Origin of the sequence: Oleiagrimonas citrea, assembly GCF_012395255.1 — a bacterium.
Lineage (GTDB): Bacteria > Pseudomonadota > Gammaproteobacteria > Xanthomonadales > Rhodanobacteraceae > Oleiagrimonas > Oleiagrimonas citrea.
The window spans coordinates 149861-176071 of record NZ_JAAZQD010000004.1 but is presented as its reverse complement, the minus strand read 5'-3'; the positions used below and the strand labels follow the sequence as shown (position 1 = coordinate 176071).

Genomic DNA, 26211 nt, shown 5'->3' with positions numbered 1-26211 from the left:
TGATGAAGAGATACATACTCAGGAATCGGGCCTCATGACCGCCATCTCGCTGGAATTCTTCCCCCCCAAGACTGACAAGCAGCGCGCCCAGTTCGAGAGCGCCCTGCCGCAACTCCGCAAACTCGACCCCGACTACGCCAGCGTCACCTTCGGTGCCGGCGGTTCGACGCTCAGCTATACCCCGCAGACTGTGAAGGCCCTGATGAACGCCGGACTGGACGGCGCGCCGCATTTGTCGTGCATGGGCGGCACGCGCGCCGAGATCGCCGCGCTGCTGGACGACTACAAAGCCATGGGCTGTCGACGCCTGGTAGCGCTGCGTGGCGACACACCGTCGGGCATGGCCGGGCCGGGCGACTTCACCTACGCCTCCGAACTGGTCGCCTTCATCCGCGAGTACGCGGGCGACCACTTCCACATCGAAGTCGCCTGCTACCCGGAGACGCACCCGCAGGCGGACGACGCACTGGCCGATCTGCGCCACTTCAAGCACAAGGTGGAATGCGGAGCGAACGGCGCGATCACGCAATACTTCTTCAATCCGGACGCGTATTTCCGCTTCGTCGACGACGCGCGCAAAGCGGGTATCGAGGTGCCGATCGTGCCGGGCATCATGCCGATCTCGAACTTCACTCAGCTCAAGCGCTTCTCCGACACCTGCGGCGCCGAGATTCCGCGCTGGATCGTCAAGCGCATGCAGGCGTACTACGACGACGTCGAGAGCGTGCGCGCGCTGGGCGCGGACATCGTCGCCGAGATGTGCCGACGGCTGCTCGATGGCGGCGCACCGGGCCTGCACATGTACACGCTCAACCGCGCCGTGGCGACCATGGCGGTGGTCGAACGCCTGAACTGAGCGACCGTTCTGTCCCGGGCCGGAGCCCGCGGCGTATGCTTCGACCATGCCGCGACTGGCCCTCTTTCTCCTGCTGCTGACCGCCGCGACTTTCTGCCGTGCGCAGACTGCGGTCCACCGCTGCGTGTCGGTCGACGGCACGCCGGTGTTCACCGACCAACCCTGCCGCAGCATGCAGGCCGCCCGCATCGGCGCCGTCCAGCCTTCCGCGACGCCGCATGCCTGTCCCGCCACGCGCGAAGCCCTGCGTCAGCGCGTGGCAGCCGCCTTTGCCGCGCACGATGCCAACGCCCTGGCGGGGCTGATGCTGTGGGAAGGCTACGACGACCGCGAAGCCGTGCGCGAGATCGCACAGATGCGCGCGCGGATGCGCCAGCCCCTGCTGGGCGTGACCGATGACGGCGCGCCACCACCCGCGTCCACGTCGCAGGCACCCGTCACGGTCGACGCACCGTCTTCGACCACCGCCGCTCCGTCTTCCGCGGCCGAGCTGAATGTTCACCTGGGCGGCGTGGCCGCACAGGAGGCCGGTCCGCTGCGCTTCCGGGTGCTGTTCCGGGCCGGCTGCTACTGGCTGCAGCCCTGAGGCTTGATACCGGGGTGACCGCGGGCACATGCCCCGGTAACGCGCAGCCGGTATCATGGGCGGATTGTCCGAGGAGAAAACACCATGGCGACCAACTACCCCGAGTGGATCTGGCACAACGGCGAAGTCATGCCCTGGCAGAACGCCACCGTGCATGTCATGGCGCACGCGCTGCATTACGGGTCGTCGGTGTTCGAGGGCATCCGCAGCTACGTGACGCCGGACGGACCGGCCATCTTCCGCCTTCAGGATCACCTCAAGCGCCTGTTCCATTCGGCCAAGATCTACGACATGGACATGCCGTTCACCCAGGAACAGCTGAGCGCCGCCTGCCACGAAGTCATCCAGCGCAACGGTCTCGAAAAGGCCTATCTGCGCCCGCTGGCCTTCCGCAGCCTGGGCGGCCTGTCGCTGTCGGCGGACTGCCCGACCGAGGTCACCGTTGCGGCATGGGAAATGGGCACCTACCTCGGCGCCGAGGCGCTGGAGAACGGCATCGATGCCTGCGTGTCCAGCTGGCAGCGCTTCGCACCCAACACCATTCCGGCCGGTGCCAAGGCCGGCGGCAACTACCTGTCCGGCCAGCTGGTCGCGCGCGAAGCACGCCGCCTCGGCTTCGGCGAAGGCATCGCCCTGGCCTCGACCGGTCTGCTCAGCGAAGGCGCGGGCGAGAACATCTTCCTGGTCTTCGGCAAGCAGATGTTCACCGTGCCGGTCAGCGCGGCGATCCTCAACGGCATCACCCGCGACACCCTGATGAAGCTGGCGCGCATCGACGGCATCGAGGTGATCGAGCGCGACATGCCGCGCGAATATCTGTACCTGGCCGATGAAGTGTTCATGTGCGGCACCGCCGCCGAGATCACGCCGATCCGCTCGGTCGACGGCAAGCCGGTCGGCACCGGCAAGGCCGGTCCGGTCACGCGACGCATGCAGGAACTGTTCTTCGGCCTGTTCGACGGCCGCACCGCGGATCCGGAAGGCTGGCTGGAGCCGGTCTGATCCCGGAATAGCAGCCACAAGAAGCCATACGAGGCGTCCCGCACGGCGGGATGCCTCAATCCGTGACTCCTGTCATAGTATTCGGGTCATGAATACCGCACCGAACGAATCCACTGCCGCCCCATCGCGCGGCAGCATCGCCTGCGTGGGCCTGGGCATGGTGCTGGGGTCGCACCTCAGCCCGCTCGCGCGCAGCCATATCGAACAGGCCGACGTGGTCTTTGCCGCCCTCTCGGACGGCGTTGTGGAGATATGGCTCGAGCGCATGCATTCCGACGTGCGCAGCCTGCAGTCCTACTACGGGGATGGCACGGACAAGCCCCGCATCACGACCTATCGCGAATGGGTCGACGTGATGATGTCCGAAGTCCGCGCCGGAAAACGGGTCTGCGCCGTCTTCTACGGTCATCCCGGCGTATTCGCCTGGTCGCCGCACGAGGTCATCCGGGTTGCGCGCGAAGAAGGCTACGCCGCACATATGGAGCCCGGCATTTCGGCCGAGGATTGCCTCTATGCCGACCTCGGCATCGATCCGGGCCGCACCGGCTGCCAGCACTATGAAGCGACGCAGCTTCTGTTCTACAAGACCCCACTCAATCCACAGGCCTATCTGGTGCTGTGGCAAGTGGGCCTGGTGGGCGACCTGTCAATGAAGCGTTTCGCCACCGGCCCCGAGTACCGGCAAGTGCTGGTCGACGTGCTGGCACGCGATTATCCGCTGGACCACGAAGCGATCATCTATCGCGGCGCCACCCTGCCCGTCCAGCAACCGCGCATCCGCACGACAACGTTGCGCGAACTGCCAAAAATTGATATCAGCAGCGAGGAAACCGTTGTTCTTCCGCCGGCTTCGACCTTGATCAGCAACGATGAGGTCGTCGAGCGACTCAGGAAACTCGATCAGGCTCTCGACGTACCTGCAACGGCCGGGTGAAGCGCCGGAAAACAGCTCGTGATACATCTTAAAAGGTGATCCGGAGGGGTACGGCCAAGGGGGGGACATCAAGCCCGACATGCGGCTCGTCCAGAACGCCAGGGAGTACGTGTAGTACGCAGTAACAGGGACCGTCTATCCATAACAGCAACAGGGGTCATCATGACAAACACCATCGAACTACTGGAATCCATCGGCCAGGATGCATCACTGCGCCATGCGTCCGCGCAAGACTTGGAACAAGCGCTGGAATCGATGCACGCCAGCGACGCCCTTCGACGTACCGCCCGAACCGGCGATGTTCGGCACGTGAAGATGGAGCTGGGCGGCAAGGATGGCAGCGTCAATCACAACCCGCCTCCTTTCAACACCCAGACTCCGCCACCGCCGCCGCCACCGCCGCACAAGAACGAGCAAGCCTGAGCATCGAATCGGTTCGTTCGTCTCATGACCATTCGTTCATGCTTGCGACAACTTGGAAGCGTCACTCTCGCAGTGGCGCTTCTTTGCTGCGCCACGAGACCGGCACTGAGCGGGACACCACCCAAAACACTCACGGCCTCGGATTTAATCGCGCAAGCGGAGCATGTCGGCACCAGCTACCGCCACCAGCTGCCCGAAATTCTCGAGAAGCTCCACAAGATCGAGCATCAACTGACGCCCGAGCAGCGCCTGCACCTCGAATACTTCGATACTCTGGCGTCGCAGCATTCAGGCAACAACGCTGCAACCATCAAGCTCTACGAGCGAGTCGTGCATCAGACCAAGGACCTGTCCTTGAGTGTGCGGGCACGTGCACGATTGACCGCGATGTACCTGAACAACAGCAACAATTATCTGAAAGCGTACACATTAGCCAATACGCTTCTGGAGGATTATCCGAAAATCACGGACGCCCGCACTCGCTTCAATGTGCTGATTGCCGTGACTCGCGTCAAAGAGGCTCAGGAGCAATACGACAAGGCCCTGACCTACGTGGAAGAAATGGAAACCCTGGCTACCTCCAAGCAACGGTTGTGCACTGCGAGGGCTTTCCATACGCAGATTCTCTTCTACAAGGGGGGCTCGCTGGCCTCGACACAAGCGGCCTACGAAGATGCTGTCGCCACATGCCTGAGCGCTGACCTCGTTGCACATGCCAACGCGCTCCGTCTCGATCGTGCAAGCATGATGGACGACGCCGGCCATCCCGACCAAGCGATTGAGCTGCTGCAGCGCATTGCGCCCAGCATTCACAAGATCGGCGTGCAAACGCAGATCGCTTCACTGCATGTCACGTTCGCACAAGCCTATCTCCTGCAGAAAAAATACGCTCTTGCGAAGAAATCCGCGCTGGCCGCACTGGCGTCCAATAATCCCGGCGATTACAACTGGACGCTGGAAAGCGCATACAAGGTTTTATACAAAACTGCCCAAAAGCAGGGCGACCCAGCAACAGCTCTGACGATGTATCAGAAATACATCGATCAGTACAAAGCCACCACGGATGATGCGCAGGCACAGGCAATGGCCTATCAGATGGTCAAACAGGACGTGCTTGCCAAGAAACTCAAGCTCGAAGAACTGAGCAAACAAAACAAGATCCTGCAACTTCGACAGTCGCTGGATCGCAAGTCTGCGGAAACCAGCCGCCTGTACATCCTGCTTCTTCTCTTCGTGCTCGCCTCGATCGGTTTCTGGGCCTATCGAACCAAGCATTCGCAACTGCGGTTCCGCCGCATGGCGCGCGAAGACGATCTGACGGGCACCTTCAATCGGCAGCACTTCCTGGACTGCGCGTCGCGCCTGCTGCAACGCATGCAGAAGACCGACAACGAGGCGTGCCTGATGATTCTCGACATGGATCATTTCAAGCGCGTCAACGACATGTACGGCCACATCACCGGCGATGTCGTACTCAAGCACGTCACGAACATCTGCCGACACGAACTCCGAACCTCGGACGTGTTCGGCCGGCTCGGCGGCGAGGAATTCGGCATTCTGATGCCGGGATGCACGCCCCAGCAGGGCAAGGAAGTCGGCGACCGCATGCGTCGCGCACTGGTGAATGCGCCGATCCAGGTACTGGAGAACGAAAGCCTGACGATCACTGCCAGCATCGGACTGGCCAGCACGCGCACATCCGGCTATCAGCTCAAGCGCCTGCTGGTTCATGCCGACGAAGCGCTTTACGAAGCCAAGCGCAATGGCCGCAACCAGTTGATGATCAGCTCCGGCGCCGCAAGTCCCGAAACCGCGGCGCAGCCGGGCTAGGACGCATGATCGTCGTCACCTGCGGCCACTTGGACAGAACGGCATGAACACGCCTTCCATGCTTTCCGAACCCCCATCTCGACGCGGCAGCATCGCCTGCGTCGGCTTGGGCATGGTACTTGGATCGCACCTCACCCCACTGGCCCGCAGCCACATCGAACAGGCGGACGTGATCTTCGCCGCCCTGTCCAACGGCATCGTCGAAAAGTGGCTGGAGCGCATGCACCCCGACGTACGCAGTCTGCAGCCCTACTACGGCAAGGGCGATAAATCGCGCAAGGTGACCTACCAGGAATGGGTCGACGTGATGATGGCCGAAGTACGCAAGGGGAAAGTGGTCTGCGGCGTGTTCTACGGCCACCCCGGCGTATTTGCCTGGTCACCCCATGCGGTGATCGAGGCCGCGCGATCGGAAGGCTATGAAGCGCACATGGAACCCGGCATCTCCGCCGAGGATTGCCTGTACGCCGACCTCGGCATCGATCCAGGCCGTCGCGGGTGTCAGCACTTCGAGGCCAACCAGCTGCTGTTCTTCGATACCCGCATCAATACCGACACCTATCTCATACTGTGGCAAACAGGACTGGTCGGAGACCGCTCATTCAAGCGCCTGAGGACAGAACCGGCCTATCGCCAGTTGCTTGTCGAGGTACTGAACAAGGACTATCCGCTGAGTCATGAAGCGATCGTCTATCGCGGCGCGACATTGCCCATAGAGCAAGCTCGTGTTCGTCGGATCACGCTCGGCGAACTGCCCAACGTCGACATTACAGCGGAAGAAACGGTAGTGATCCCCCCACTCTCGCGACCGCGTCGCAATCGAGCGATGATGGCGCGACTGGATGCACTGGACCGAATGTTCGAGAATCCAGGGTAGATGCGCGTGGCAACGCCATACCGCGAGAAGACGACTGCAGCTGGGTGAAGCGCATCCTGTCCAGTCCCGCGACGCCCTACCCGCAGGGCACGCTGGGGACGAATGACAATGAAAAAGGGGATACGATGGACACGATCGAAATTTTGGAAGCCATCGGCAAGAATGCGTCGTATCGCCACGCATCCGGCGAACGTCTGCTGGGCATTCTTTCCGCAATGGATGCCAGCGAGAGTCTCGAACGCACCGCGAAAACCGGGGATCAGCATCACCTCGCGGTCGAGTTCGGGCAAGAAATCGTGTCCATGGTCCAAAGTCAGGTCCAGGGAGGGTACGAGGATCAGGAAGACGATGAGCCGTGTCCGGAACGAGACGGTGAAGACGAAAGGACACCGCTCTCGCCGGACTCCTGAGGGTTAGCGTTCTACAGACAGAGCTTCACGATGCGAAGACACTGGATGTTCATCGCCGCTTTCTCGATCGCCTTCATGCCTGCCATGACGAGTGCGCATGCACCTGTGGGCACGCAAAGCGAGCCGGCACCGGCCTCGACGACATCCCATGCTCTGCTGCAACGTGCCGACGAGATCAAGACCAAGAATCATGCTGAATTTCTGCGCACGCTGGAACTGCTGCATCAGCGGGAGAGTTCGCTGTCCGACGACCAGCGCTGGAAGTTGCGTTACTTCGACGCATGGCAGATCGCGTTCGATGGAAATTATCGCGAATCCAATAAAGCACTGCACAAGATCATCTCCGACTCCACGGACCCTTCCGTAGCGGCGAGAGCATCCGCCCTTCTGATCTATACCCTGAACGCAGGTCAGCACTATGAGGCTTCGTACAAGCTAGCCAGTCGATTAGTGACGGAGCTTCCCGAGATCAGGGACTCAAACACTCGAATCGTGATCCTGGTCCAGGTATCGCAGATGCTCGCGCTGGCCGGACAATACGAACTGGCACTGAAATATGCCCGCCAGATCGAAGACGCGCTGCCACCTGGCGCAAGCAAGTGCAAAGCGTTGACGCTGGAAGCCAGCACGCAGATCGAAGGCCACACACTGCAGTCCTCGAGTCCCGCGCTCAACCAGGCTATCGATTCCTGCCTGAAGGCCAAACAGATCGTCTATGCCAATGTCTTGCGCATAGACAAAGCGAACCTGCTGATCGAGGAAGGCCATCCTGACTCGGCTATCGCATTGCTGGAACAACTGGCTCCGAGCGCGCGCAAAAGCGGATATCAACGTCACGTGGTCGAATACCACGTGCTTCTCGCAAAGGCCTATCTGAAAAAGAACGACGACGTTCGCGCACGTAGGTACGCATTGGAGACCCTGTCCCTCGAGCATGCCGAAAATTTCGAGGAAGACATCATCGAGGCTTACCACATTCTCTACCTGGTCAACAAAAAGACCGGACGGCAAGCCGATGCGCTTACCTACTACGAGAAATATGTGGCACTCGATCAAGCTTCCACCCAGAAGGCCAAGGCTCGCGCACTGGCTTACCAGATGGTCAAACAAGAGGTGCTGGCCAAGAAGACGCGAGTGGACGCACTCAGCAAGCAGAACCGTATCCTGCAACTGCGTCACGCCCTCGATTCCAAGCAAGCCGAAACCAATCGCCTGTACGTGCTGATCCTGCTTCTACTGCTCGCCGGCATCGGATTCCTGCTGTACAAGATCAAGCATTCGCAGCTCCGGTTCCGGCGCATGGCGCGCGAGGACGATCTGACCGGAGCATTCACTCGCCAGCACTTTTTCGAACAGGCCGAACATGTTCTGCGGCGCATGCAGAAAAACGACAACGAAGCCTGCCTGATGATCCTCGACATGGATCACTTCAAGCGCGTGAACGACATGTACGGTCACATTACGGGCGACTCCGTACTCAAGCACGCAACAAGCATATGCATGCGCGAGCTTCGTTCCTCGGATGTGTTCGGGCGCCTCGGCGGCGAGGAGTTCGGTGTCCTGATGCCCGGCTGCACGCCGCAACAGGGCAAGGAAATCGGCGACCGCATGCGTCGCGCATTGATGAATTCCCCGGTCCGCGTACTGGAAAACGAGAGTCTGACGATCACCGCCAGCATCGGACTGGCCAGTACGCGCACATCCGGATATCAGCTCATGCGCATGATGCTTCATGCCGACGAAGCGCTTTACGAAGCCAAGCGCAATGGCCGCAATCAGCTCATGATCAGCTCGGGAAACACTGCCACGGCGATGGCCTGAGCAACTGGAAATACGACTCGACAGCGCCCCGTGCCGTCCGGAGCAGGCACACGTCCCCATCGCTCGGGCCCATCCAAAAGCATGAAGCCCCACACCTCCGACACCCACGGCAACAACCGATGCGTGCCGTCTCTTGATACAAGGGGGTCTGCACAGCGCTTCAATGGCCCAGCACAATGGTCACAGTCGACCGATCCGCGGCATCACGGAAGCCCGACCAAGAACGCAACCAGCTGAAAAGATCCGTCAGGAACGGTGCGTGCGCGGGAACAGCACGGTCGCGACCACGCCCACCACATCCTCGCGCGGACGGATGGCCACGTGCCAGCCATACAACTCGCAGAGTCGACGCACGATGGCCAGTCCCAATCCGGCGCCGCTACCCGTCGCGCCCTCGCCGCGCGTGCCGCGCTGGAACAGCGCGTCGGCCTCTTCCGCCTTGATGCCGCGCCCGGTGTCCTCGATGACGATGCGATCCTCGAGAATGCTGACTTCCACTTCGCCGTGCTGCGTGTACTTGATCGCATTGCCGACCAGGTTTGTCAGCACCACCGCCAGCACCGAAGCCGGCGCGTCCACCTTCAGCGGCTGCACGCTGCGCAGACGAAGATCGACCGGCTTGCCGCGCATGTGCGGGCGCTGGCTCTCGATCACATCCTCGGCCACCTTCGCCGCCTCCGTGATTTCACCGAACGTCGGACCGCGGCGTTCGGCGCGCGACAGCAGCAGAAGCGCCTCGATCATTTCCGTCGCCTGCCGCGAGGATCGCTCGATGCGCTTGAGGCGCTCGCGCAACTTGTCATTGAGATCCGGCGAGGACTGCAGCAATTCGGTAGTACTTGAAATCACCGCCAGCGGCGTGCGCAGCTCGTGGCTGACGTCGGAATTGAACTCGCGATCGCGCTCGACCAGCGCCGTCAGGCGCTCGGAATATTCGTCCAGCGCCTGGGCCAGCTCGCCGATTTCGTCATCGGCAACATGCGGCGCCAGCGGCTCGGCCTTGCCGATGCGGCGGAAATCCCGGAGCCGGGCGGCCAACTCGGTCACCGGGCGCAATACCCGTCTCGACAACCAGATTCCCAGCGCCAGCGAAAACAGGCTGAACAACACCACCGCCGCAACCAGGCCGATCATCAACTGGCGCTTGCCCTGCTCGTCGCGACTGACGTCGTAGCGGATGAAGCCGATCAGGCCGTACTTGCGCCGCACCGCCAGCTTGTAGTGGTGCATGTTGCCGTCCGGCCCGACCTCGGAAATATCGTGCACACCGCTGGCCAGGTCCTGCCAGGCCAGCGGCATCTTGTACAAGGTGCGATCGCTCTTGAACCAGCCTTCCACCAGCTCCGAGTGCGCCTGATAGTTGGGATTGGCGTGCAGCCGCTCGATGTTGTTGTCGACATCATGCTGCAAGGCATTGACGACCAACTGGTCCTCGACCTTGGCGCGCACGTAGAGCGCGGCCATGGCGAACAGCACCGAAAGGCCGATGCCGAACAGCGCGAACGAGACGATCAGGCGAGTGCGCAGCTTACGTCGGGAGCGCATCCGGATCGACCATGCGGTAACCGATGCCGTGGCGGGTGTGGATCAGCGGCTTCTCGAACGGCTTGTCGATGGCCGCGCGCAGACCGTGGATATGCACACGCAGGCTGTCGCTGTCGGGCAATTCCTCGCCCCAGACCTTCTGCTCCAGATCGTGCCGGGTGACCACGGACGGGCTGGCGTCCATCAACGCCTGCAGCAACTTCAGGCCGATCGGATTGAGCTGGATGGAGGTCCCGGCGCGAGTCACCGTGAGCGTGTCGAGGTTGTAGGTCAGATCGGCGACCTTGAGCACGCGGCTCTGCGGCCCCTTTCCGCGTCGCGCCAGCACTTCCAGGCGCACGCCCAGTTCCTGCAGCGCGAAGGGTTTGGTCATGTAGTCGTCGGCGCCCGATTCGAAACCGGTGATCTTCTGCTCCAGCGCGTCGCGCGCGGTCAGCATCAGAATCGGCGTCTGCTTGTGCGCCTCGTGACGCAGCTTGCGGGCCACTTCCAGGCCGTCCATCCCTGGCAGGGTCAGATCCAGCACAATGACGTCGAAATCGTGCACCACGGCCAGATGCAGCCCTGTCACGCCGTCGCCGGCGAAATCGACGATGTGGTGACGATCCTCCAGATAGTCACCGATGTTGGTGGCCAGGTCGTTGTTGTCTTCGATGACCAATACGCGCATGCGACGTCCTCGGTACAGCGCCGGACATGACGCCGGCGGTTCAAGCTTAACGGGAATCGGGGCAAACCGGGACACCGGACAAGAAAAGGCCCGGACGGAAGGCTGGGGGAAGTCGCCGCGTCCGGGCCCAAGTCGCTGCCCCGATCGTCACGGTCGCGAAGCGTGCGGCCTGGGGAAGGCCGGTCGCGGACCCGTGACGATTCCTTTCTAGGCGCGCACGGTTTAAACGGCCGTTAACCGCCAGAGATGGAAGCGTTAAATCAGGGGACACTCGGCCGAATGGCCGAGATGGAGCGGGTGACGGGAATCGAACCCGTGTCATCAGCTTGGGAAGCTGAGGTTCTACCATTGAACTACACCCGCGCGGATGCAGGGCGATTACATCGGGTTTGCTTCGTCCGCGCAAGCCCGATGTCGCAAACGCGCGAACCGACGACACGCATCGGCGCGGCACGCTCGGCTACAATGCGCGCATGGGGGTCCGCCTTCTCGACCGCGCATCGCGATCCGGCACCCGGCTGTTGCCGGCCGTCCGGAACGCGCACGCTTCGACCGATAGGCGCGCACGCCCGAAACACCCGATTCGACAAGGTATTCCGATGCACATCTTCGCGTCGATCGCCGCCCCGGAGCGCGAGCGATGACTGGTTCCGATCCGTCCAGCGACCACAAGGACACCGACCGCCGCCGTCCCGTGCGCAGCTTCGTGCTGCGTGAAGGCCGCATCACGCCGGCCCAGCAACGCGCCTTCGATGCGCACTGGGCGCGTTTCGGCCTGGACTACAAGGGCCAGCCACGGGATCTGGACGCGGTGTTCGACCGCCGTGCACCGCGTGTGCTGGAGATCGGCTTCGGCAACGGCGAGGCCCTGGCCTGGGCGGCGACCCACGATCCGGACCGTGACTACATCGGCGTCGAAGTGCACCGACCGGGCGTCGGACGACTCATGAACGCTCTGGCCGAGGCCGAAGCCACGAACGTGCGCATCTACCGCCATGACGCCGTCGAAGTGCTGCGCGAGGAGATCGCGCCCGAGAGCCTGGACGAAGTGCGCGTGTGGTTCCCCGACCCGTGGCCGAAGAAGCGGCACCACAAGCGACGCCTGATCCAGCCCGACTTCGTCGCCCTGATCGCCACGCGCGTACGGCCAGGTGGCCTGTTGCACCTAGCCACCGACTGGGCCGAGTATGCTGAACACATGATCGAAGTCATGGAAGCCTCCTCCGCATGGCGCAACCGGGAAGGACCGGGCAACGTATCGGAACGACCGGCCTGGCGCATCGAGACGCATTTCGAACGCCGTGGCCTGCGACTCGGTCACGACGTCTGCGACCTGATCTACGAACGCCAATGAGCCTTTTCACGAGCCCCCTCGGACACGCATCGCGGTGAACGCATTGATCCGACGCCCGATTCCACCCGCCACGCAGCGCCCGGCCGCACGCGAGCGGCGCTGAACGGTCCGCCACGACGACGCCCCCATGGACAGCACCGCCGCCGGCATGACACTGACTCCCGACATGATCCTGGTCCTCGGGCTGGTGGCCTTCACCATGGCCATGCTGGTGCTGGAGTGGATCCGCGCGGACATGGTCGCGCTGCTGGTGGTGGTGGTGATCGGCCTGACCGGACTCATGCCGGCCACGCAGGTGTTTCAGGGGTTCGCCGGCAACGCGGTGATCGCCATCCTGGCGATCATGATCATGGGCGCGGGACTGGATCGCGCCGGCGCGCTGTCCAAGGCCGCGGCCTTCGTCATGCGCATGTCCGGCGGACGCGAGTCGCGGCTGGGCATCGTCGTCAACGGCGTGACCAGCGTGTTCAGCGCCATCATCCCCAGCCAGGCGCTGGCGGCGCTGATGATTCCGGTCACCAGCCGCCTGTCCGCACGCACCGGCGTACCGCTGACGCGCATGCTGCTACCGATGGCGTTCTGCATCCTCACCGCCACCAACACCACGCTGATCGCCAACTCGCCGCTGATCCTGCTGAACGACCTGATCGCCAGCGCCAACCGCAATCTGCCGCCCGGCGCGCACACCATCGCCCGCTTCAGCCTGTTCAGCGTGACCCCCATCGGTGTGACCCTGGCCGTGATCGGCGTTACCTACTTCGCACTGTTCGCCAAACGCCTGCTGCCGGCGCGCGAGGACGACCGGCAGAAAGTCACGCCGGGCCGTACCGAGAGCTACTTCGCCGAGACCTACGGCATCGTCGGCACACCCGCCGAACTGACCGTCACCGCCGAGAGCGCGCTGGTCGGCATGAGCGTGGGCGAGGTGGAACAGCTGCACGGCGCGCCGCTGATCCTGGCCATGAAGAACGGCAACGAATCGCGCATGGCGCCGCCGGCCGAGGAGATGATCTGGGTCGGCACCGTGCTCGGCGTGCTCGGCGCGCGCGAACAGGTCAACGAATTCGCCAACAATCAGCTGTGCCGGGTCTCGCCGCGCATGCGCCAGCTGGCCGACCTGTTCAACCCGGCCCGTGCGGGCATTTCCGAGGCGGTGGTACCGCCCAGCTCCAGCGTCATCAAGCAGCGCATCGGCGACCTGCACCTGCGCAAGCGCTTCGGCATTGCAGTGCTGGCGGTCAACCGCGGCGAGCAGGTGTTCCGCGAGGACATCCGCGGCATCAGCCTGCGCGCCGGCGACACCCTGGTGCTGCACAGCCACTGGAACGACCTGGCGATGATGCAGGCCGACCGCGACCTGGTCGTCATCACCGACGTGCCCAAGGTCGAGCAGCGCCCGGGCAAGCTGTGGCAGGCGCTGGGCTTCTTCCTGCTGGCGATGGGGCTGGCCCTCTTCACCGACCTGGACCTGCCGGTGGCCATGATGAGCGGCGCGATCGGCATGCTGCTCACGGGCGTGCTGACCATGGACGAGGCCTACCGCGCAGTGAACTGGAAGACCATCTTCGTCACCGCCTGCCTGATTCCGCTGGGCTGGTCGATGGACTCCACGGGCGCCGCCGCCTGGTTGGCGCAGGAAGTGCTGCACTACTCGCACGGCGCCCCGCAATGGTCGCTGCAACTGGCCATCGCCGTACTGACGCTGCTGTTCTCGCAGGTGATGTCGAACGTCGGTGCCACGGTGATGATGGTGCCCATCGCCATCAGCGTGGCCGTGGCGACCGGCGGCAACCCGGCCGCCTACGCGCTGATCGTGGCGCTGTCCTCGTCCAACACCTTCCTGATCAGCTCGGGTCACCCGGCGCTGATGATGATCGCCGGACCGGGCGGCTACCGCTCACGCGATTTCCTTCGCGTCGGCCTGCCGCTGACCATTCTGATGCTGGCTGCAACACTGGTCGGCATCAATCTGATGTACCACTGACCCGCGCCTAGAGGCCGGTCAGGAGCACCTCGTCGTTCTCGATCTCGATGCCCACGCGCGCCAGATGGTCGCCCTGACACGGGCCACCCGTGCACAGGCCGCTCTCGATGCGGAAGCTGGCGCCGTGCGCAGCGCAGACCAGCACACGATCCTTCAGCAGGAAACGGCCCGGCGCCCAGTCCAGCCGCCGGCCCGCGTGGGGGCAGACATTGTGGTAAGCGTGGATCTGGCCGTCCGCACAGGTCACGATGAAGGCATGTTGCTCGCCGGAAAGCTCCTTTTCGATGCCGATCGCGGCACCTTCGGCGACATCTTCCACCGCACACAGATGCACGGGAAAAACGGAATCGGCAACCTCTGGCACTTGTGTCACGGCGTCATCGACCTCATGGTGGAAGGCGAGATTGTAGCTTCTTGCGAGAATTGCCATGCGCACGCGCTTGTTCATCCTGCAACGCCCCCGCCACCCACTCGCCCGTCTGGCGCTGGCGCTGCTGGGCTTGGCCGTGTTCGGCGCCCTGCTGGTCTTCGGTCTGATCGCGCTGGCCGTGCTGGTGGCCGTCGGCGGCGTGCTGATGCTGGTACGCGCCTGGCGCGGCCGCCATGCCGACGGCAACGCGCCGGATGACGGCTCACGCCCGGCCGATCCAGAGGTGCTGGAAGGCGAGTACGTGGTGATCCGCGAAAGTCGCCACGTCCGGCACTCCTGACCCGCGTTCACTCGGGCGTTGCCGGCCCGACAGCGCTACACTGCGCGCCCGTCCCCTGATCCGATGCGCGCATGACCCCGACCGCAGACTCCCCGGCTGCCCCGGCCGAGCAACGCTGGCTGGTGCCTCTGGCGCTGGTCTCGCTGTACGTGGTGTGGGGCTCGACCTACCTCGGCATCCGTTTCGCGCTGGTCAGCTGGCCCCCGTTCATGCTGGCGGCGATCCGCTTCGCCCTCGCCGGCGTCCTGCTGTATGCCTGGCTGCGACTGCGCGGCGCCGCGCCGCCGACGCGACGGCAATGGCGCAACGCCGCCATCACCGGCACCCTCCTGCTGCTCGGCGGCAATGGTCTGGTCTGCTACGCGGAGCAGAGCGTCAGTTCGGGCATCGCCGCCGTCGCGGTGGCCTCGATGCCGCTGTTCGCCACGCTGTTCAACGGTTTCTACGGCGAGTGGCCGCAACGCAATGAAATCCTCGGTCTGGTCATCGGCTTCATCGGCGTGGTGGTGCTGAATCTTGGCAGCACGCTGTCCGGATCGCGTCTCGGCGCACTGGCCCTCGTCAGTGCCGCTGCGCTGTGGGCCTTCGGCTCCTCGTGGAGCCGCCGCCAGGACATGCCGGCCGGCCCCATGAACACCGCCGCGCAGATGCTGTGCGCCAGCATCGCGCTCACCCTCACGGCCTTCCTCACCGGCGAGCGCCTGCCCGCGCATCCCGAACTGCATGCCACGCTGGCGATCGGCTACCTGGTCGTGTTCGGTTCGCTGATCGGCTTCAGCTCCTATGTCTATCTGCTGAAGACCGTGCGCCCGGCGCTGTCGACCAGCTACGCCTACGTCAATCCGCCCGTGGCCGTGCTGTTCGGCCTGATGCTCGGCGGCGAACACGTCGGCCCAGTCGACCTGGCGGGCATGGCGGTGATCCTGGTCGGCGTCGCCATCGTGATCTTCTCGCGCGGACGCGCGGCGCGTGCCGCGAAAGCCGGCGGCTGAAGCTCGCTCCGTCAGGACTCGCGCAGAGCCGTCGTCACCGGCAACCGCGCCGCGCGCACGGCAGGGAACAGTCCGCCGATGAAGCCGATGGCCAGCGCCCACTTCAGTCCGTTCCAGAGCAGTCCCGGGGAGACGCGGAACTGGAACACCACCTGGCTGAAGTTCGCACCCAGTGTGGATGCGGTGTAGCCATTGAAGATCAACCACGTCACCAGCCCACCGAGCAGACCACCCAGCGCCGCCAGCAGCAGCGTCTCCAGCATCACCGACACCACCACCGGCACGCTGCGGAAGCCGATCGCGCGCAGGGTCGCGATCTCGCGCGCCCGCGTCGCAACGGCCGCGAACATGGTGTTGAGCGCGCCGAACACCGCGCCGATCGCCATGATGATGCCGACCACGAGTCCGACGATGCGCAGCGTCTTGGTCAGGTTCTCCGACTGTTTGGCGAAATAGGTACGCGTGGTACTGGCGTCGACTTTCAGGCGCGGATCGCTGGTCAGCGCCGCCTTGAACGTGTCGAAGGCCGCCGGCGATGTCAGCTTGGCCGTCACCGATTGCACGCTGCTGCCGCGCCGGTAGGCGGAGGCCACGGTCTTCACATCGCCCCAGAGTTCGGAATCATGCGAGTCATGGGAGACGAACGTGCCGACCACGGTCCATTCCTGACCGCCCAGGCGCAGCTGGTGGCCCACCGTCAGCCCGGCAAACTGGCGCTGCGCGCCCTGGCCGACCACCAGTTCGCGCAATCCCGGCTTGAATCGCCGACCGTCGATCAGGGTGACGTTCGGCCGCAACGCCCACGCCTGCTCGCCGACGCCGCGGATCTGCACATTCGCCTCGATGCTGGCGTCGCTCTTCTTCGGCAGATTGGCAACCACCACCACTTCCGGCGAGGCGATCGGCTTGCCGGACGCGTCGCGGGCGACGCCCGCCGCCTGCGAGATGATGTCCACGTCGTTGCGGCCGAGCACCGAGTTGAGCTCGGCCTGCGAGCCGCCGCGCAGCACGATGGCGGTGTCGTCCGAACCGGTGCGCTGCAGGGTGCTCTGGAAGCCCTCGGCCATGGCCAGCAGCGCCACCAGCACACCGACCACGCCGGCAATGCCGATGACGATCACCGACGAGGCGCCGAGACGTTGACCCAGCGTGCTCAATCCGACCTGCGTCACCGAGAGCGTCCGACGGCCACTGCGCGCCAGCACCAGCCAGAACACCAGGGCCACGGCGATCGCCACGGCACCGATCCACGGCATCCTGACCCAGAGTCCCACCGCGACGACCAACGCGATCACCAGACCGGCATTGACGAGAAAACGCTTGAAAGTCCGCATGACAATCTCCTCAACGTCCAGCCAGTGCATCGACAATGTTCAGACGCATGCCGCGCAGCGCCGGCAGCGCACCGACCAGCAGCCCGATCAGCACCATCAGCGCGACGCCCATGCCCCAGGTGGCCGCTCCCAGTGACGGCAGATTCACCAGCCCGCCGCTGCCCTGGGTAACCAGCGGTCCGAGCGCCGACGCCACGCCGAGTCCGATGAGCCCACCGATCAGCAGCAGCAGCACGGATTCGGCAAGTACCATCATCAGGACGCTGCGACTGGAGAACCCGATGGTCTTCAGCACCGCCAGCTCCGAAGTGCGCTCGCGCACCGCCTGCGCCATGGTGTTGCCGGCCAGCAGAATCAGGGTGAAGAACACAGCACCCATGATGCCGACCACGATCAGGCCGATGTTGCCGATCTGCTTGGCGAAGGAAGCCTGGAAGGCCTGCTCGGTCTGCGTCTTGGTCTCGTTGGGCGAGTTGGCCGAAAGCGCGTCGATGCGGTTGGCGGTTCGATCAGCCAGTGCCGGATCGGACAGTTCCTCGATGTACCAACCCACCGTGCCCTGACCGAAGGCGTTGGCCTCGTTGAAATAGGTCCAGTGGAAGAACAACGCCTGATCCAGTCCGTTGGCCGCGTCCTTGCTCACATCGAAGATGCCGACGATGTCCATCGGCCAGGTCTTGTCGCCATTCTTCTGCGGGAAGATGGTCGATTGCAGCGGAATCTTGTCGCCGACCTTCCAGCCATAGCGCTTGGCCAGCGTGCGCCCGACCACCGCGCCGGTGCGCGTGGCGTCGAACGCCTTGCGCTGCGCCGGATCGAGCAGGATCTCCGGATACAGGTCCAGGTATTCCGGGCTGATGGCATAGCTGAAGACGAAGTTCTTCGGGTCCTGATACACACCGCCGAACCAGTTCGCGTAGCCGACCTTGCGCACGCCGGGTATCGCGGCGATGCGGTTGCGCAGCGCCTGCGGCAGCGGCTGGATGATCGAGTAACGCGACGAAGTGACCAGCCGTCGCGCGCCGACCGCGCTGGTGCTGCCGCTCTCGAACGCCGTGCGCACCGAGTCCAGCATGCCGAACAACAGAAAGGCCGCGACGATCGAGACGATGGTCAGGATCGTCCGCGTCTTGCGACGGAACAGCGCGGCCCAAATCAGATGCAGGTATTTCATGTGGCGTCCCCTCCCACGTAAACGGCATTCACGACCCTCAGGCCGTGGCCTGCTCCACCAGCGTGCCCTTGTCCAGATGCAGGATGTGATCGGCGTACTCGGCCGCCTTGGGGTCATGCGTGACCATCACGATGGTCTTGCCGTGCTCGCGATTGAGTGTGCGCAGCAGACCGAGTACCTCCTCGGCTGATTCGCGATCCAGATCGCCGGTCGGTTCGTCGCAGACCAGCAGGGTCGGGTCCGAAACGATGGCCCGCGCGATTGCCACACGTTGCTGCTGGCCGCCCGACAGCTCGGACGGCTTGTGCGTGACGCGCTCCTCCAGGCCCACCAGCTTCAGGGCGATGCCTGCGTTGTTCCTGCGCTGCGCGGCCGACAGCTTGGTCAGCAGCAGCGGCAGCTCGACGTTGCGCTGCGCGGTGAGCATCGGCATCAGGTTGTAGAACTGGAAGATGAAGCCCACGTTCGAGGCGCGCCAGCGGGCCAGCGCATTGGCACCGAGCTGGTCAATGCGCTTGTCGCCGACCGTGATGCTGCCGCCAGTCGGCACGTCCAGGCCGCCGATCAGATTCAGCAGCGTGGTCTTGCCCGAACCCGACGGCCCCATCAGGGCCAGGAAATCGCCCTCGGCCACCTGCAGATCGATGTGGTGCAGCACCTCGACCTTCTGCTTGCCGCGCGCATAGGTCTTGCTGACGTCTTGAATGTCGATCAACGTTCCCATGATGAAGCTCCCCGCCACTGATGTCGCTGAAGATCATTCCGTCGCGCTGCGCGATGATCGCGCGCGCCGTCGTCGAATCGATGCCGCCCTACCCCACGGCAGTCTTGCACAGCTTGCCCGGCGGCCGCAGTCCGACAAAGGGCCGAGCATCAAGCATTGCGGATGACAGGTGTCACCCGCGCACGACGCGGCTCAGCGCGTATCGGACGCGCTCTTGACCTTGTCGCCGTCACGCAGCGAAGCCGGCGGACGGTCTATGACACGCGTGCCCACCGCAAGACCGGCGGGCAGCAGACGCAGGTCGCCGTAGGTCTGCTTGGCCGGCGACACGGCCTGCAGACGTGCGTGTCCATCTTCGATGCGGAAGAGCACCGAACGTCCATCGCGCTGCACGATGGCGGTGGCCGGCACCAGCACGCCCTTCGGTGTATCGCCGATGCGCTCGGGCTGCTTCTCCAGGAAGGACACGCGCACGCCCATGTCCGGAATGATGCGCGCGTCCTTGCTTTCCAGCGCCACCCGCACCTTCACTGTGGCTTTGCCGCGGTCGGCAGCCGGCACGATGGCGACGACATGCGCGGGAATCGTCCAGTCCGGGTAGGCGTCCAGCACGGCCTCGGCCGGCATGCCCGGTTTCACGCGGCCGATATAGGCCTCGTTGACGTCGACATCGACTTCCAGCGAGTCCATGTCGACGATGGTGCCCACGCCGGTGCGGGTGAAGCCGCCACCCGCAGCCGCCGGGGCGATGATTTCGCCCACTTGCGCCGTCTTCTGTGTGACCACGCCGGAAAACGGCGCACGCACCACGGTGTAGTTGTAGTTGACCCGGGCCACGCGCACCTGCGCCTGCGCGGCCTTCGCTTGCTTGCGCTGGGCATTGAGTTGCGCCTGCAGCGACGCGACACGAGTCCGCGCCTGTTCCGCCTGCTGCGTCGAGACCAGGCCGCGTGCGACCAGATCGTCCTGCCGCGCCATGTCGTTGCGCGCCTGGCGCAGCTCGGCCAGGGTCTGCAGGGTCTGCGCCTGCGCAGCCTGCGCACTGGCCTCGGCCGCATGCAGCTGCGCCGCCTGCGCACTGTCCTCCAGGCGCGCCAGCACCTGCCCCTTCTTCACGTGATCGCCTTCCTCGATCAGCACCTCGGTCAAGGTACCGACGATCTGCGCGGAGACGGTCGCCTGACGACGCGCGGTGACATAGCCGGTGGCTTGCAGAACGGCCTGCCCTTCCCCGGATGCGGCCGGCGCCGAAGCCGTGACCGTCGTCACAGCGACCGCAGCACGTCCGAGCAGCACCCAGCCACCGACGGCGAGCATGCTCGCCAACACGACCGCTGCGCCGACGATCCAGGGCCAGCGTCTCGGCCCCGTGTCGTGATCGTCACGCTGCGAGCGGTCGATGTGTAGTTGCTTGAGCAGGTCGTCGTTGTCCACGTTGCGCTCCCCGTCGCCCGATTCGCGAACACGTCCAGCATGCCGCACCCGCCCCCTCAGCGGAAGCGCGATCCATCAGAGGGCTTTCATGACAGCTGTCATTCGTTACGCTGTCGCTTTGCCCGGAGATCCACCATGGCCCATGTCATCCCCGCTCCCGAACCCGCCAGCATCCCGGTGCTCGGCAGCGACCGGCGCTTCCCCGTCCGCCGCATCTTCTGCATCGGCCGCAACTATGCCGATCACGCCAAGGAAATGGGCGCCAGCGTGGATCGCAAACAGCCCGTGTTCTTCACCAAGCCGGCCGACGCCATCGTCACCGACGGCGCCAACACGCCATACCCCCCCGCCACCGAGGATCTGCACCACGAAGTGGAAATGATCGTGGCGCTGGCGCGCGGCGGACGCGACCTGGACCCGGATGCCGCGCAGGCCGCCATCTTCGGATACGGCGTCGGTCTGGACCTGACTCGCCGCGACCTGCAGGCTCGCGCCAAGGAAAAAGGGCTGCCCTGGGACGTGGCCAAGGCCTTCGATCACTCCGCGCCGGTCTCGACCCTGCGCCCGATTGCGCAGGGTGTACCGGACGCCGATACGGTGCTGCGCCTGCAGGTCAACGGCGAAACACGTCAGGAGACCACGCTCGCCTCCATGATCTGGTCGACGCCGGAGATCATCGTCGAGCTGTCGCGTCTGTTCGAACTGAAAGCCGGTGACCTGATTTTCACCGGCACGCCGGCGGGCGTCGCCGCCCTGCATCGCAGCGACTGTCTGCACGCCGAACTGACAGGCATCGCCGAGCTGGATACCCGTATCGTTTGACGCACGCACCCGTGCACGTCTGCGGTACATTGTCGACTACAGGGGTTTCATCACAGCGGAGGGGAAGCACATGGGCATGATGAGCGAGTTCAAGGAATTTGCCGTAAAGGGCAATGTCGTGGACATGGCCGTGGGCATCGTCATCGGCGGCGCGTTCGGCACCATCGTCAAGTCGCTGGTCAGCGATGTGATCATGCCGCCCGTCGGACTGATCACCGGCGGCATCGACTTTTCCAAACTGAAATGGGTGCTGCACGCCGCGGGCGCGGACGGCAAGGGCGAGGTCGCAATCCACTACGGCACGTTCATCAACAACGTCATCAGCTTCCTGATCGTCGCCTTCAGCATCTTCCTGGTCATCCGCGTCATGAACCGTCTCAAGCGCAAGGAAGAGGAAAAGCCGGCCGAACCCGCCGCGCCGCCGGCGGATGTGCAATTGCTGACCGAAATCCGCGATCTGCTGAAAAAATCCTGACCCCAAAGGCCCGTCGGCGTCGAAGCGTCGGCGGGCTAGCGGTTCTGCGCGCTGCTCGGCAGGATCGCCGCATCCGCCTCGGCGCCACCGTCGAGGGCCTGCAGGTTCTCCTTGATCCGCGTCAACACGTCGATCATGTGCTGCAGATCCGCCATGTCGATGTCGCGGGTCGCATCCTCGCGCAGACCGTGCGCGATCTCTTCCATGTCCTCGGCCACCGCGTTCGCACGCTCGGTCGGATACAGGCGCCAGCAGCGGCGGTCGTTGGGATCCGCGCGTCGCTCGACGAATCCGGCCGCCTGCAGGCGGTCGATGACACGGCCCACGGCGATCGCCTCCATCTCCAGGAATTCAGCCAGCTCGCTCTGCCGGATGCCCTGCCGCATGTGCAGGCATTTCAGCGCACGCCACTGCGCACGCGTGAGGTTGAAGCGTGTCGCTCGACGATCGAAATGCTTGCGAAAAAGCAGCGTGACGTCGTTGAGCAGGTAGCCGATGGACATGTCCCGGATGGTCGTCATAGTCGAAAAAGTAGATGTACGATGCTGAAGCCAAGTCTACGACATTGCCGACCCTCTCGTTTTCCGCAGGACAGGAATCGATGGAGCTCATCCGCCAACGCGCCGACATCACCACGCTGGAACTCGACGCCATCGTCAATGCCGCCAATCCGACCCTGCTCGGCGGCGGTGGCGTGGACGGAGCCATCCACCGTGCAGCCGGACCGCGCTTGCTGGCAGCCTGCCGGGATATCGAGGAAATTCGCCCCGGTGTACGTTGCCCGACCGGAGAAGCTCGCATCACCCCCGGCTTCGACCTGCCTGCGCACCATGTGATCCATACGGTCGGGCCAGTCTGGCGCGGAGGCGACCAACAGGAGTCTGCGCTGCTGGCCGCCAGTTATCGCAACAGCCTGCGCCTGGCGATCGAACACGGATGCCGCCATCTCGCCTTCCCGGCGATCAGCTGCGGCGTGTACGGCTACCCGCTGGACGACGCTGCGCGGATCGCGGTCGATACGCTGCGCGAAACCGGTACCGGGCACGCCATCCGCATCGTGCTGTGCAGCTTCGACAACGCCGTCGATGCGGCCTGGCAGCGGGCCCTGAACGCCTAATCGCCCTCGACCGACTCGAGCGCGGACGGAATGCTGTCGTCCAGCGGTTCGACATCCTCACCCCGTGCGATGACCACGGCGGCCGCCAGATCGCCGGTCACGTTGAGTGCCGTGCGCGACATGTCCAGCAGCCGGTCGATGCCGAGCACCAGGCCGATGCCCTCCGGCGGAATGCCGAACATGCCCAGGATCATCGCGATCACCGGCAGCGAGCCACCCGGCACACCGGCCGCGCCCACACCGCCGAGCACGCAGATCAGCAGCACCAGCAACTGCTGCGCGAACGACAGGTCGACACCGAAGAACTGCGCCAGGAACAGCACCGTGACGCCCTCGTACAGCGCCGTGCCGTTCATGTTCGCGGTCGCCCCCAGTGTGCACACGAAGCGGCTGATGCGACGCGGAACGCCAAGACGGCGCTCGGCCGCCTGCAGCGTCGTCGGCAGCGTGGCGCTGCTGGACGAAGTCGAGAACGCCGTCACCATCGCCGTTTCCGCGCCACGGAAGAAGCGTCCGATCCGCATCCCGCCGAGATAGCGCACCAGCAATGGCAGCACCACGAAACACTGCAGCACCAGCGCCAGCAGGACCACGCCCACGTATCGCGCCAGTTGCAACAGCACATCCCAGCCCAGCCGGGCAGTGAGCGTGAACAGCAGCGCAGCGACCGCGTACGGCGCGACGCGAATCACCCACTCGATCAGCCGCAGACTGATGTCGTACACGCCCTGCATGGTGCCGACGAACGTGCGCGTGCCCTCACTGCGCACCACGGCTGCGGCGATGCCGAACATCAGGGCGAAGAACATCAACCCGAGCAGATTGCCGTCGGCCGCCGCGCGCACCGGATTCAGGGGCACGATGCCGAGCAGCATTTCGCGCGCGGAAATCGCCTCGCGCTTGGAGGCGATCTCGCTGGCGCGATGGCCGGCCTCCGCCAGCAGCTGCTCGCCCACTTCATGCGGCACGCCCTGACCGGGCCGGAACACGTTGACCAGGATCAGACCGATGGTCACCGCCACGGCGGTCACGCCCAGAATCCACACCAGCGTTTTCAGGCCGACGCGCCCCAGAGAGCGCGGATCGCCGATCTCCACCACGCCGAGCACCAGTGCCGAGAACACCAGCGGCACGACCAGCATGAAGAGCAAGCGCAGAAACAGATCGCCGACCGGCTGGGTGACGTAACCGATCACGACTTCCAGCCAGGGCGCGTCGTGCGCCAGGGCATAACAGGCCAGACCGGCCAGCGCGCCGATCAGGAAGCCGATCAGCATCTGCGTGTGCAGCGGCAGGCCGCGACGGGACGCGCCCGCTGCGTTTCCGGGACTCGACATCAAATCACTCCGTCAGGATTTCCCTGACCGAGTCTACCCGTTGCGACGGCAGCGTGGGCGTCAGCGCGAAGGCGGATACAAAGGCGGCAGCACGCTCGTCGTCGTCTTGCCGCCGGAAGCCTTGCGCCAGGCGAAACCGGCCCGGAAAGCCTGCGCCAGGCCGCCACGGGCCACGGATGCTTCCCCATCGACGGCGTAACGGCTGCGTTGCAGTCGCGCGATGGCCTCGACCTGCGCCGCATCGTCCAGCTGCGCGCCCAGGTCCTGCAGATGACGGATCGCCGGCCGCTCGGCCCGCGCCCAACGCAGCAACGCATGCGCAGCCGCATCTAGGTCGTCGCTGCGCGCCGCGACGAGAAAAGCATTGCGCAAAGCCCTGGCACGACCGCCTCGCTCATCCGCATCGACAGTACGCTTGCGTTGCGCATTGCCGCGACGACGCCACCACCATGCCGCGACCGCCAGCGCGCTGAGCAGCCACAGTACCCCGCTAGCGAGCGCGACCCAGCGCCACGTCGTATCACGCGCTGCCGGTACTTTTTGCACGGCCACCGACGGTGTCTTCGACGTGGTCCCGGCCGGGGCCGGCGTCGATGCGGCGGCACTGGATGCAGGCGCCGGCGAAGCAGTTCCTGTGGACGAGCTCGTCGCCGCCGCGGCGACCACGGTCAGGGTATGTGCAGGAATCTTCGCGGTTTCCTCGCGATCAGTCTGCGTGTTCCACCAGCGCAATGTGATCGGCGGAAGTTTCAGTATTCCGGCGCGATTCGGCACGATGGCAAAACCGCGCGAGCGCGAACCGGTGATCCACTGCCCGTTGTTGCGACTGACATCCTGCGTCTGATCCGGATAGACATCGGCGCCGGGAATATCCGGCAGCGTCGGCTCGGGCAGCGATTCAGCGGGCAACCCGGTCGCTCCTTCCTGCAGCGTGACCGTGACCGGCTCGCCCACCTGCACCTTCCCACTCGCGGGCAAACCACTGAGATTCAACTCCACCTGACGCGCAGGCAGCCAGGGACCGTTGCCGGCTCCCGCTGGACGCGGCCGCACATGCAGTTCGATCACCTTCGACTGGGCGCCGATGGTGCGCGCCGTACCGAAGAAATCACCCATGCCCGAACTGTCCACCGTGCGCCCGCGGAACACGATCGGGGTCACATTCAGCGTGCCGGCCTTCTGCGGAATGATCGCGTAATGACGCTCGATCACACCGTATGTGCGCCCGCCGCGCTGTGTCTGGTAGCGCTGATCGCGGCCCAGTGTCTGCACCTGCGCGTGATCCACGTTCGGCGGCGTGAGATTGCCGTCCAGCATCGACGCGGCGTAGTAGAGCTTCACATCGAGCGCAATCTGCTGGCCGACATACGGGTTCGTCGTGCTGGGCGTGATCTCGAGAAAGGCGGGATCGCCGGCATGACCGACGCCCTGTGCAGGCGCATCACTGACATGCAAAGTCAGCGGTGAAGTGCGCTGCCCGCCCACATCCAGCGCCGGGATCCGCAATGCGCCGGCATGCAGCGGACGCAACGTGATCGAAAGCGTGTACTGCGACTGCGCTTTGCCGTTGATCCAGCTCTCGGTGGCGCCACGGGCCTGCCCGAGCATCTGGAAATCCTTGTGCAGCGGTGACAGGTCCGGCGACGAGATCGACCCATCGCTGGAATGCAACGTCAGCGTGACCGTGTCGCCCAGCGCCACCTGATCGCGGTCCAGTGTCGCCGTGACGCCGCTGGCCATCGCCGCCGCCACCATCACCAGCCACGTCAATGCAATCGCTCCGATCATTCGTCGCAACGG

The 26211-nt window shown here is 64.5% G+C and carries 27 protein-coding genes and 1 tRNA gene; 17 read left to right on the top strand and 11 right to left on the bottom strand.

The window, feature by feature from the left end; genetic code table 11:
* Nucleotides 1-34 precede the first annotated feature (34 nt).
* From metF to HF690_RS10775, 9 genes are all read left to right on the top strand, one after another.
* Nucleotides 35-856, top strand: coding sequence for a methylenetetrahydrofolate reductase [NAD(P)H] (gene metF, locus HF690_RS10815; protein ID WP_168609440.1), 822 nt, complete (start codon nt 35-37; stop codon nt 854-856).
* Nucleotides 857-902: 46 nt separating this feature from the next.
* Nucleotides 903-1442 carry a DUF4124 domain-containing protein gene (locus HF690_RS10810; protein WP_168609439.1) on the top strand — a complete coding sequence of 180 codons (540 nt, stop codon included), beginning with the start codon at nt 903-905 and terminating at the stop codon, nt 1440-1442.
* Between the two features lie 84 nt (nt 1443-1526).
* Nucleotides 1527-2444 (top strand): branched-chain amino acid transaminase, encoded by a 918-nt coding sequence (locus HF690_RS10805; protein WP_168609438.1) that lies wholly within the window; start codon nt 1527-1529, stop codon nt 2442-2444.
* 88 nt (nt 2445-2532) lie between these two features.
* Entirely contained in the window at nt 2533-3378 is an 846-nt protein-coding gene (locus HF690_RS10800; protein ID WP_193568468.1) for an SAM-dependent methyltransferase, read from the top strand.
* Nucleotides 3379-3540: 162 nt separating this feature from the next.
* Nucleotides 3541-3801 (top strand): hypothetical protein, encoded by a 261-nt coding sequence (locus tag HF690_RS10795; RefSeq protein WP_168609437.1) that lies wholly within the window; start codon nt 3541-3543, stop codon nt 3799-3801.
* A gap of 24 nt (nt 3802-3825) precedes the next feature.
* The gene (locus HF690_RS10790) at nt 3826-5631 is read left to right on the top strand and encodes a tetratricopeptide repeat-containing diguanylate cyclase (protein WP_168609436.1); all 1806 of its coding nucleotides are present in this window, start codon (nt 3826-3828) and stop codon (nt 5629-5631) included.
* 43 nt (nt 5632-5674) lie between these two features.
* Entirely contained in the window at nt 5675-6508 is an 834-nt protein-coding gene (locus HF690_RS10785; RefSeq protein ID WP_168609435.1) for an SAM-dependent methyltransferase, read from the top strand.
* A 44-nt stretch (nt 6509-6552) separates the two neighbouring features.
* A complete protein-coding gene (locus HF690_RS10780) occupies nt 6553-6918 on the top strand; it encodes a hypothetical protein (protein ID WP_168609434.1) in 366 nt (121 codons plus the stop codon).
* A gap of 45 nt (nt 6919-6963) precedes the next feature.
* Nucleotides 6964-8739 carry a tetratricopeptide repeat-containing diguanylate cyclase gene (locus HF690_RS10775; RefSeq protein WP_205300828.1) on the top strand — a complete coding sequence of 592 codons (1776 nt, stop codon included), beginning with the start codon at nt 6964-6966 and terminating at the stop codon, nt 8737-8739.
* 246 nt (nt 8740-8985) lie between these two features.
* Here HF690_RS10775 and HF690_RS10770 read toward each other — a convergent pair whose 3' ends face one another.
* The 3 genes from HF690_RS10770 to HF690_RS10760 all read right to left on the bottom strand — a co-directional run bounded on the left by HF690_RS10770 (nt 8986) and on the right by HF690_RS10760 (nt 11317).
* A complete protein-coding gene (locus HF690_RS10770) occupies nt 8986-10284 on the bottom strand; it encodes a sensor histidine kinase (protein WP_168609432.1) in 1299 nt (432 codons plus the stop codon).
* Complete coding sequence (locus HF690_RS10765; protein WP_113063812.1) at nt 10268-10954, bottom strand: response regulator transcription factor; 687 nt, start codon at nt 10952-10954, stop codon at nt 10268-10270. The genes HF690_RS10770 and HF690_RS10765 overlap by 17 nt, the downstream gene beginning before the upstream one ends.
* A gap of 289 nt (nt 10955-11243) precedes the next feature.
* Nucleotides 11244-11317 (bottom strand) — tRNA-Gly (locus HF690_RS10760).
* 277 nt (nt 11318-11594) lie between these two features.
* On the opposite strand from HF690_RS10760, the gene trmB reads away from it, so the two are divergent.
* Complete coding sequence (gene trmB, locus HF690_RS10755) at nt 11595-12308, top strand: tRNA (guanosine(46)-N7)-methyltransferase TrmB (protein ID WP_113063814.1); 714 nt, start codon at nt 11595-11597, stop codon at nt 12306-12308.
* 166 nt (nt 12309-12474) lie between these two features.
* Complete coding sequence (locus HF690_RS10750; protein ID WP_113064023.1) at nt 12475-14292, top strand: SLC13 family permease; 1818 nt, start codon at nt 12475-12477, stop codon at nt 14290-14292.
* Nucleotides 14293-14299: 7 nt separating this feature from the next.
* Here the strand turns inward: HF690_RS10750 and HF690_RS10745 are convergent, their stop codons facing one another.
* Nucleotides 14300-14740: a Rieske (2Fe-2S) protein gene (locus HF690_RS10745; protein WP_240151724.1), complete on the bottom strand. Its 441-nt coding sequence runs from the start codon at nt 14738-14740 to the stop codon at nt 14300-14302.
* On the opposite strand from HF690_RS10745, the gene HF690_RS10740 reads away from it, so the two are divergent.
* Together HF690_RS10740 and yedA are read left to right on the top strand one after the other, a co-directional pair.
* On the top strand, nt 14721-15002 hold the full coding sequence (locus tag HF690_RS10740; protein ID WP_113063816.1) for a hypothetical protein: 282 nt from the start codon (nt 14721-14723) through the stop codon (nt 15000-15002). The two genes, HF690_RS10745 and HF690_RS10740, sit on opposite strands and share 20 nt — an antisense overlap.
* Before the next feature lie 71 nt (nt 15003-15073).
* The gene (gene yedA, locus HF690_RS10735) at nt 15074-15994 is read left to right on the top strand and encodes a drug/metabolite exporter YedA (RefSeq protein WP_113063817.1); all 921 of its coding nucleotides are present in this window, start codon (nt 15074-15076) and stop codon (nt 15992-15994) included.
* Between the two features lie 11 nt (nt 15995-16005).
* On the opposite strand, the gene HF690_RS10730 is transcribed toward yedA, so the two are convergent.
* Genes HF690_RS10730 through HF690_RS10720 form a run of 3 tightly spaced genes read right to left on the bottom strand, consistent with a single transcriptional unit; the run spans nt 16006 to nt 19226 of the window.
* On the bottom strand, nt 16006-17328 hold the full coding sequence (locus HF690_RS10730) for an ABC transporter permease (RefSeq protein ID WP_240151723.1): 1323 nt from the start codon (nt 17326-17328) through the stop codon (nt 16006-16008).
* A gap of 10 nt (nt 17329-17338) precedes the next feature.
* Nucleotides 17339-18502 (bottom strand): ABC transporter permease, encoded by a 1164-nt coding sequence (locus HF690_RS10725; RefSeq protein WP_113063819.1) that lies wholly within the window; start codon nt 18500-18502, stop codon nt 17339-17341.
* A 37-nt stretch (nt 18503-18539) separates the two neighbouring features.
* Complete coding sequence (locus HF690_RS10720) at nt 18540-19226, bottom strand: ABC transporter ATP-binding protein (protein ID WP_113063820.1); 687 nt, start codon at nt 19224-19226, stop codon at nt 18540-18542.
* Between HF690_RS10720 and HF690_RS15020 the strand changes: the two genes are divergently transcribed.
* Nucleotides 19225-19392, top strand: a complete 168-nt coding sequence (locus HF690_RS15020) for a hypothetical protein (protein WP_168184641.1) — start codon at nt 19225-19227, stop codon at nt 19390-19392. The genes HF690_RS10720 and HF690_RS15020 overlap by 2 nt on opposite strands.
* A gap of 26 nt (nt 19393-19418) precedes the next feature.
* Here HF690_RS15020 and HF690_RS10715 read toward each other — a convergent pair whose 3' ends face one another.
* Nucleotides 19419-20660, bottom strand: coding sequence for an efflux RND transporter periplasmic adaptor subunit (locus HF690_RS10715; RefSeq protein ID WP_113063821.1), 1242 nt, complete (start codon nt 20658-20660; stop codon nt 19419-19421).
* 135 nt (nt 20661-20795) lie between these two features.
* Between HF690_RS10715 and HF690_RS10710 the strand changes: the two genes are divergently transcribed.
* Together HF690_RS10710 and mscL are read left to right on the top strand one after the other, a co-directional pair.
* A complete protein-coding gene (locus HF690_RS10710; RefSeq protein WP_168609430.1) occupies nt 20796-21482 on the top strand; it encodes a fumarylacetoacetate hydrolase family protein in 687 nt (228 codons plus the stop codon).
* 70 nt (nt 21483-21552) lie between these two features.
* The gene (gene mscL, locus HF690_RS10705) at nt 21553-21957 is read left to right on the top strand and encodes a large-conductance mechanosensitive channel protein MscL (RefSeq protein WP_113063823.1); all 405 of its coding nucleotides are present in this window, start codon (nt 21553-21555) and stop codon (nt 21955-21957) included.
* A 35-nt stretch (nt 21958-21992) separates the two neighbouring features.
* On the opposite strand, the gene HF690_RS10700 is transcribed toward mscL, so the two are convergent.
* Entirely contained in the window at nt 21993-22478 is a 486-nt protein-coding gene (locus HF690_RS10700; RefSeq protein WP_113063824.1) for a MarR family winged helix-turn-helix transcriptional regulator, read from the bottom strand.
* A gap of 80 nt (nt 22479-22558) precedes the next feature.
* Between HF690_RS10700 and HF690_RS10695 the strand changes: the two genes are divergently transcribed.
* Nucleotides 22559-23074, top strand: coding sequence for an O-acetyl-ADP-ribose deacetylase (locus HF690_RS10695; protein WP_168609429.1), 516 nt, complete (start codon nt 22559-22561; stop codon nt 23072-23074).
* On the opposite strand, the gene HF690_RS10690 is transcribed toward HF690_RS10695, so the two are convergent.
* Nucleotides 23071-24411 carry a dicarboxylate/amino acid:cation symporter gene (locus HF690_RS10690; RefSeq protein WP_205300827.1) on the bottom strand — a complete coding sequence of 447 codons (1341 nt, stop codon included), beginning with the start codon at nt 24409-24411 and terminating at the stop codon, nt 23071-23073. The genes HF690_RS10695 and HF690_RS10690 overlap by 4 nt on opposite strands.
* Nucleotides 24412-24471: 60 nt before the next feature.
* Nucleotides 24472-26199: a BatD family protein gene (locus tag HF690_RS10685; RefSeq protein WP_168609428.1), complete on the bottom strand. Its 1728-nt coding sequence runs from the start codon at nt 26197-26199 to the stop codon at nt 24472-24474.
* Between the last annotated feature and the right edge of the window lie 12 nt (nt 26200-26211).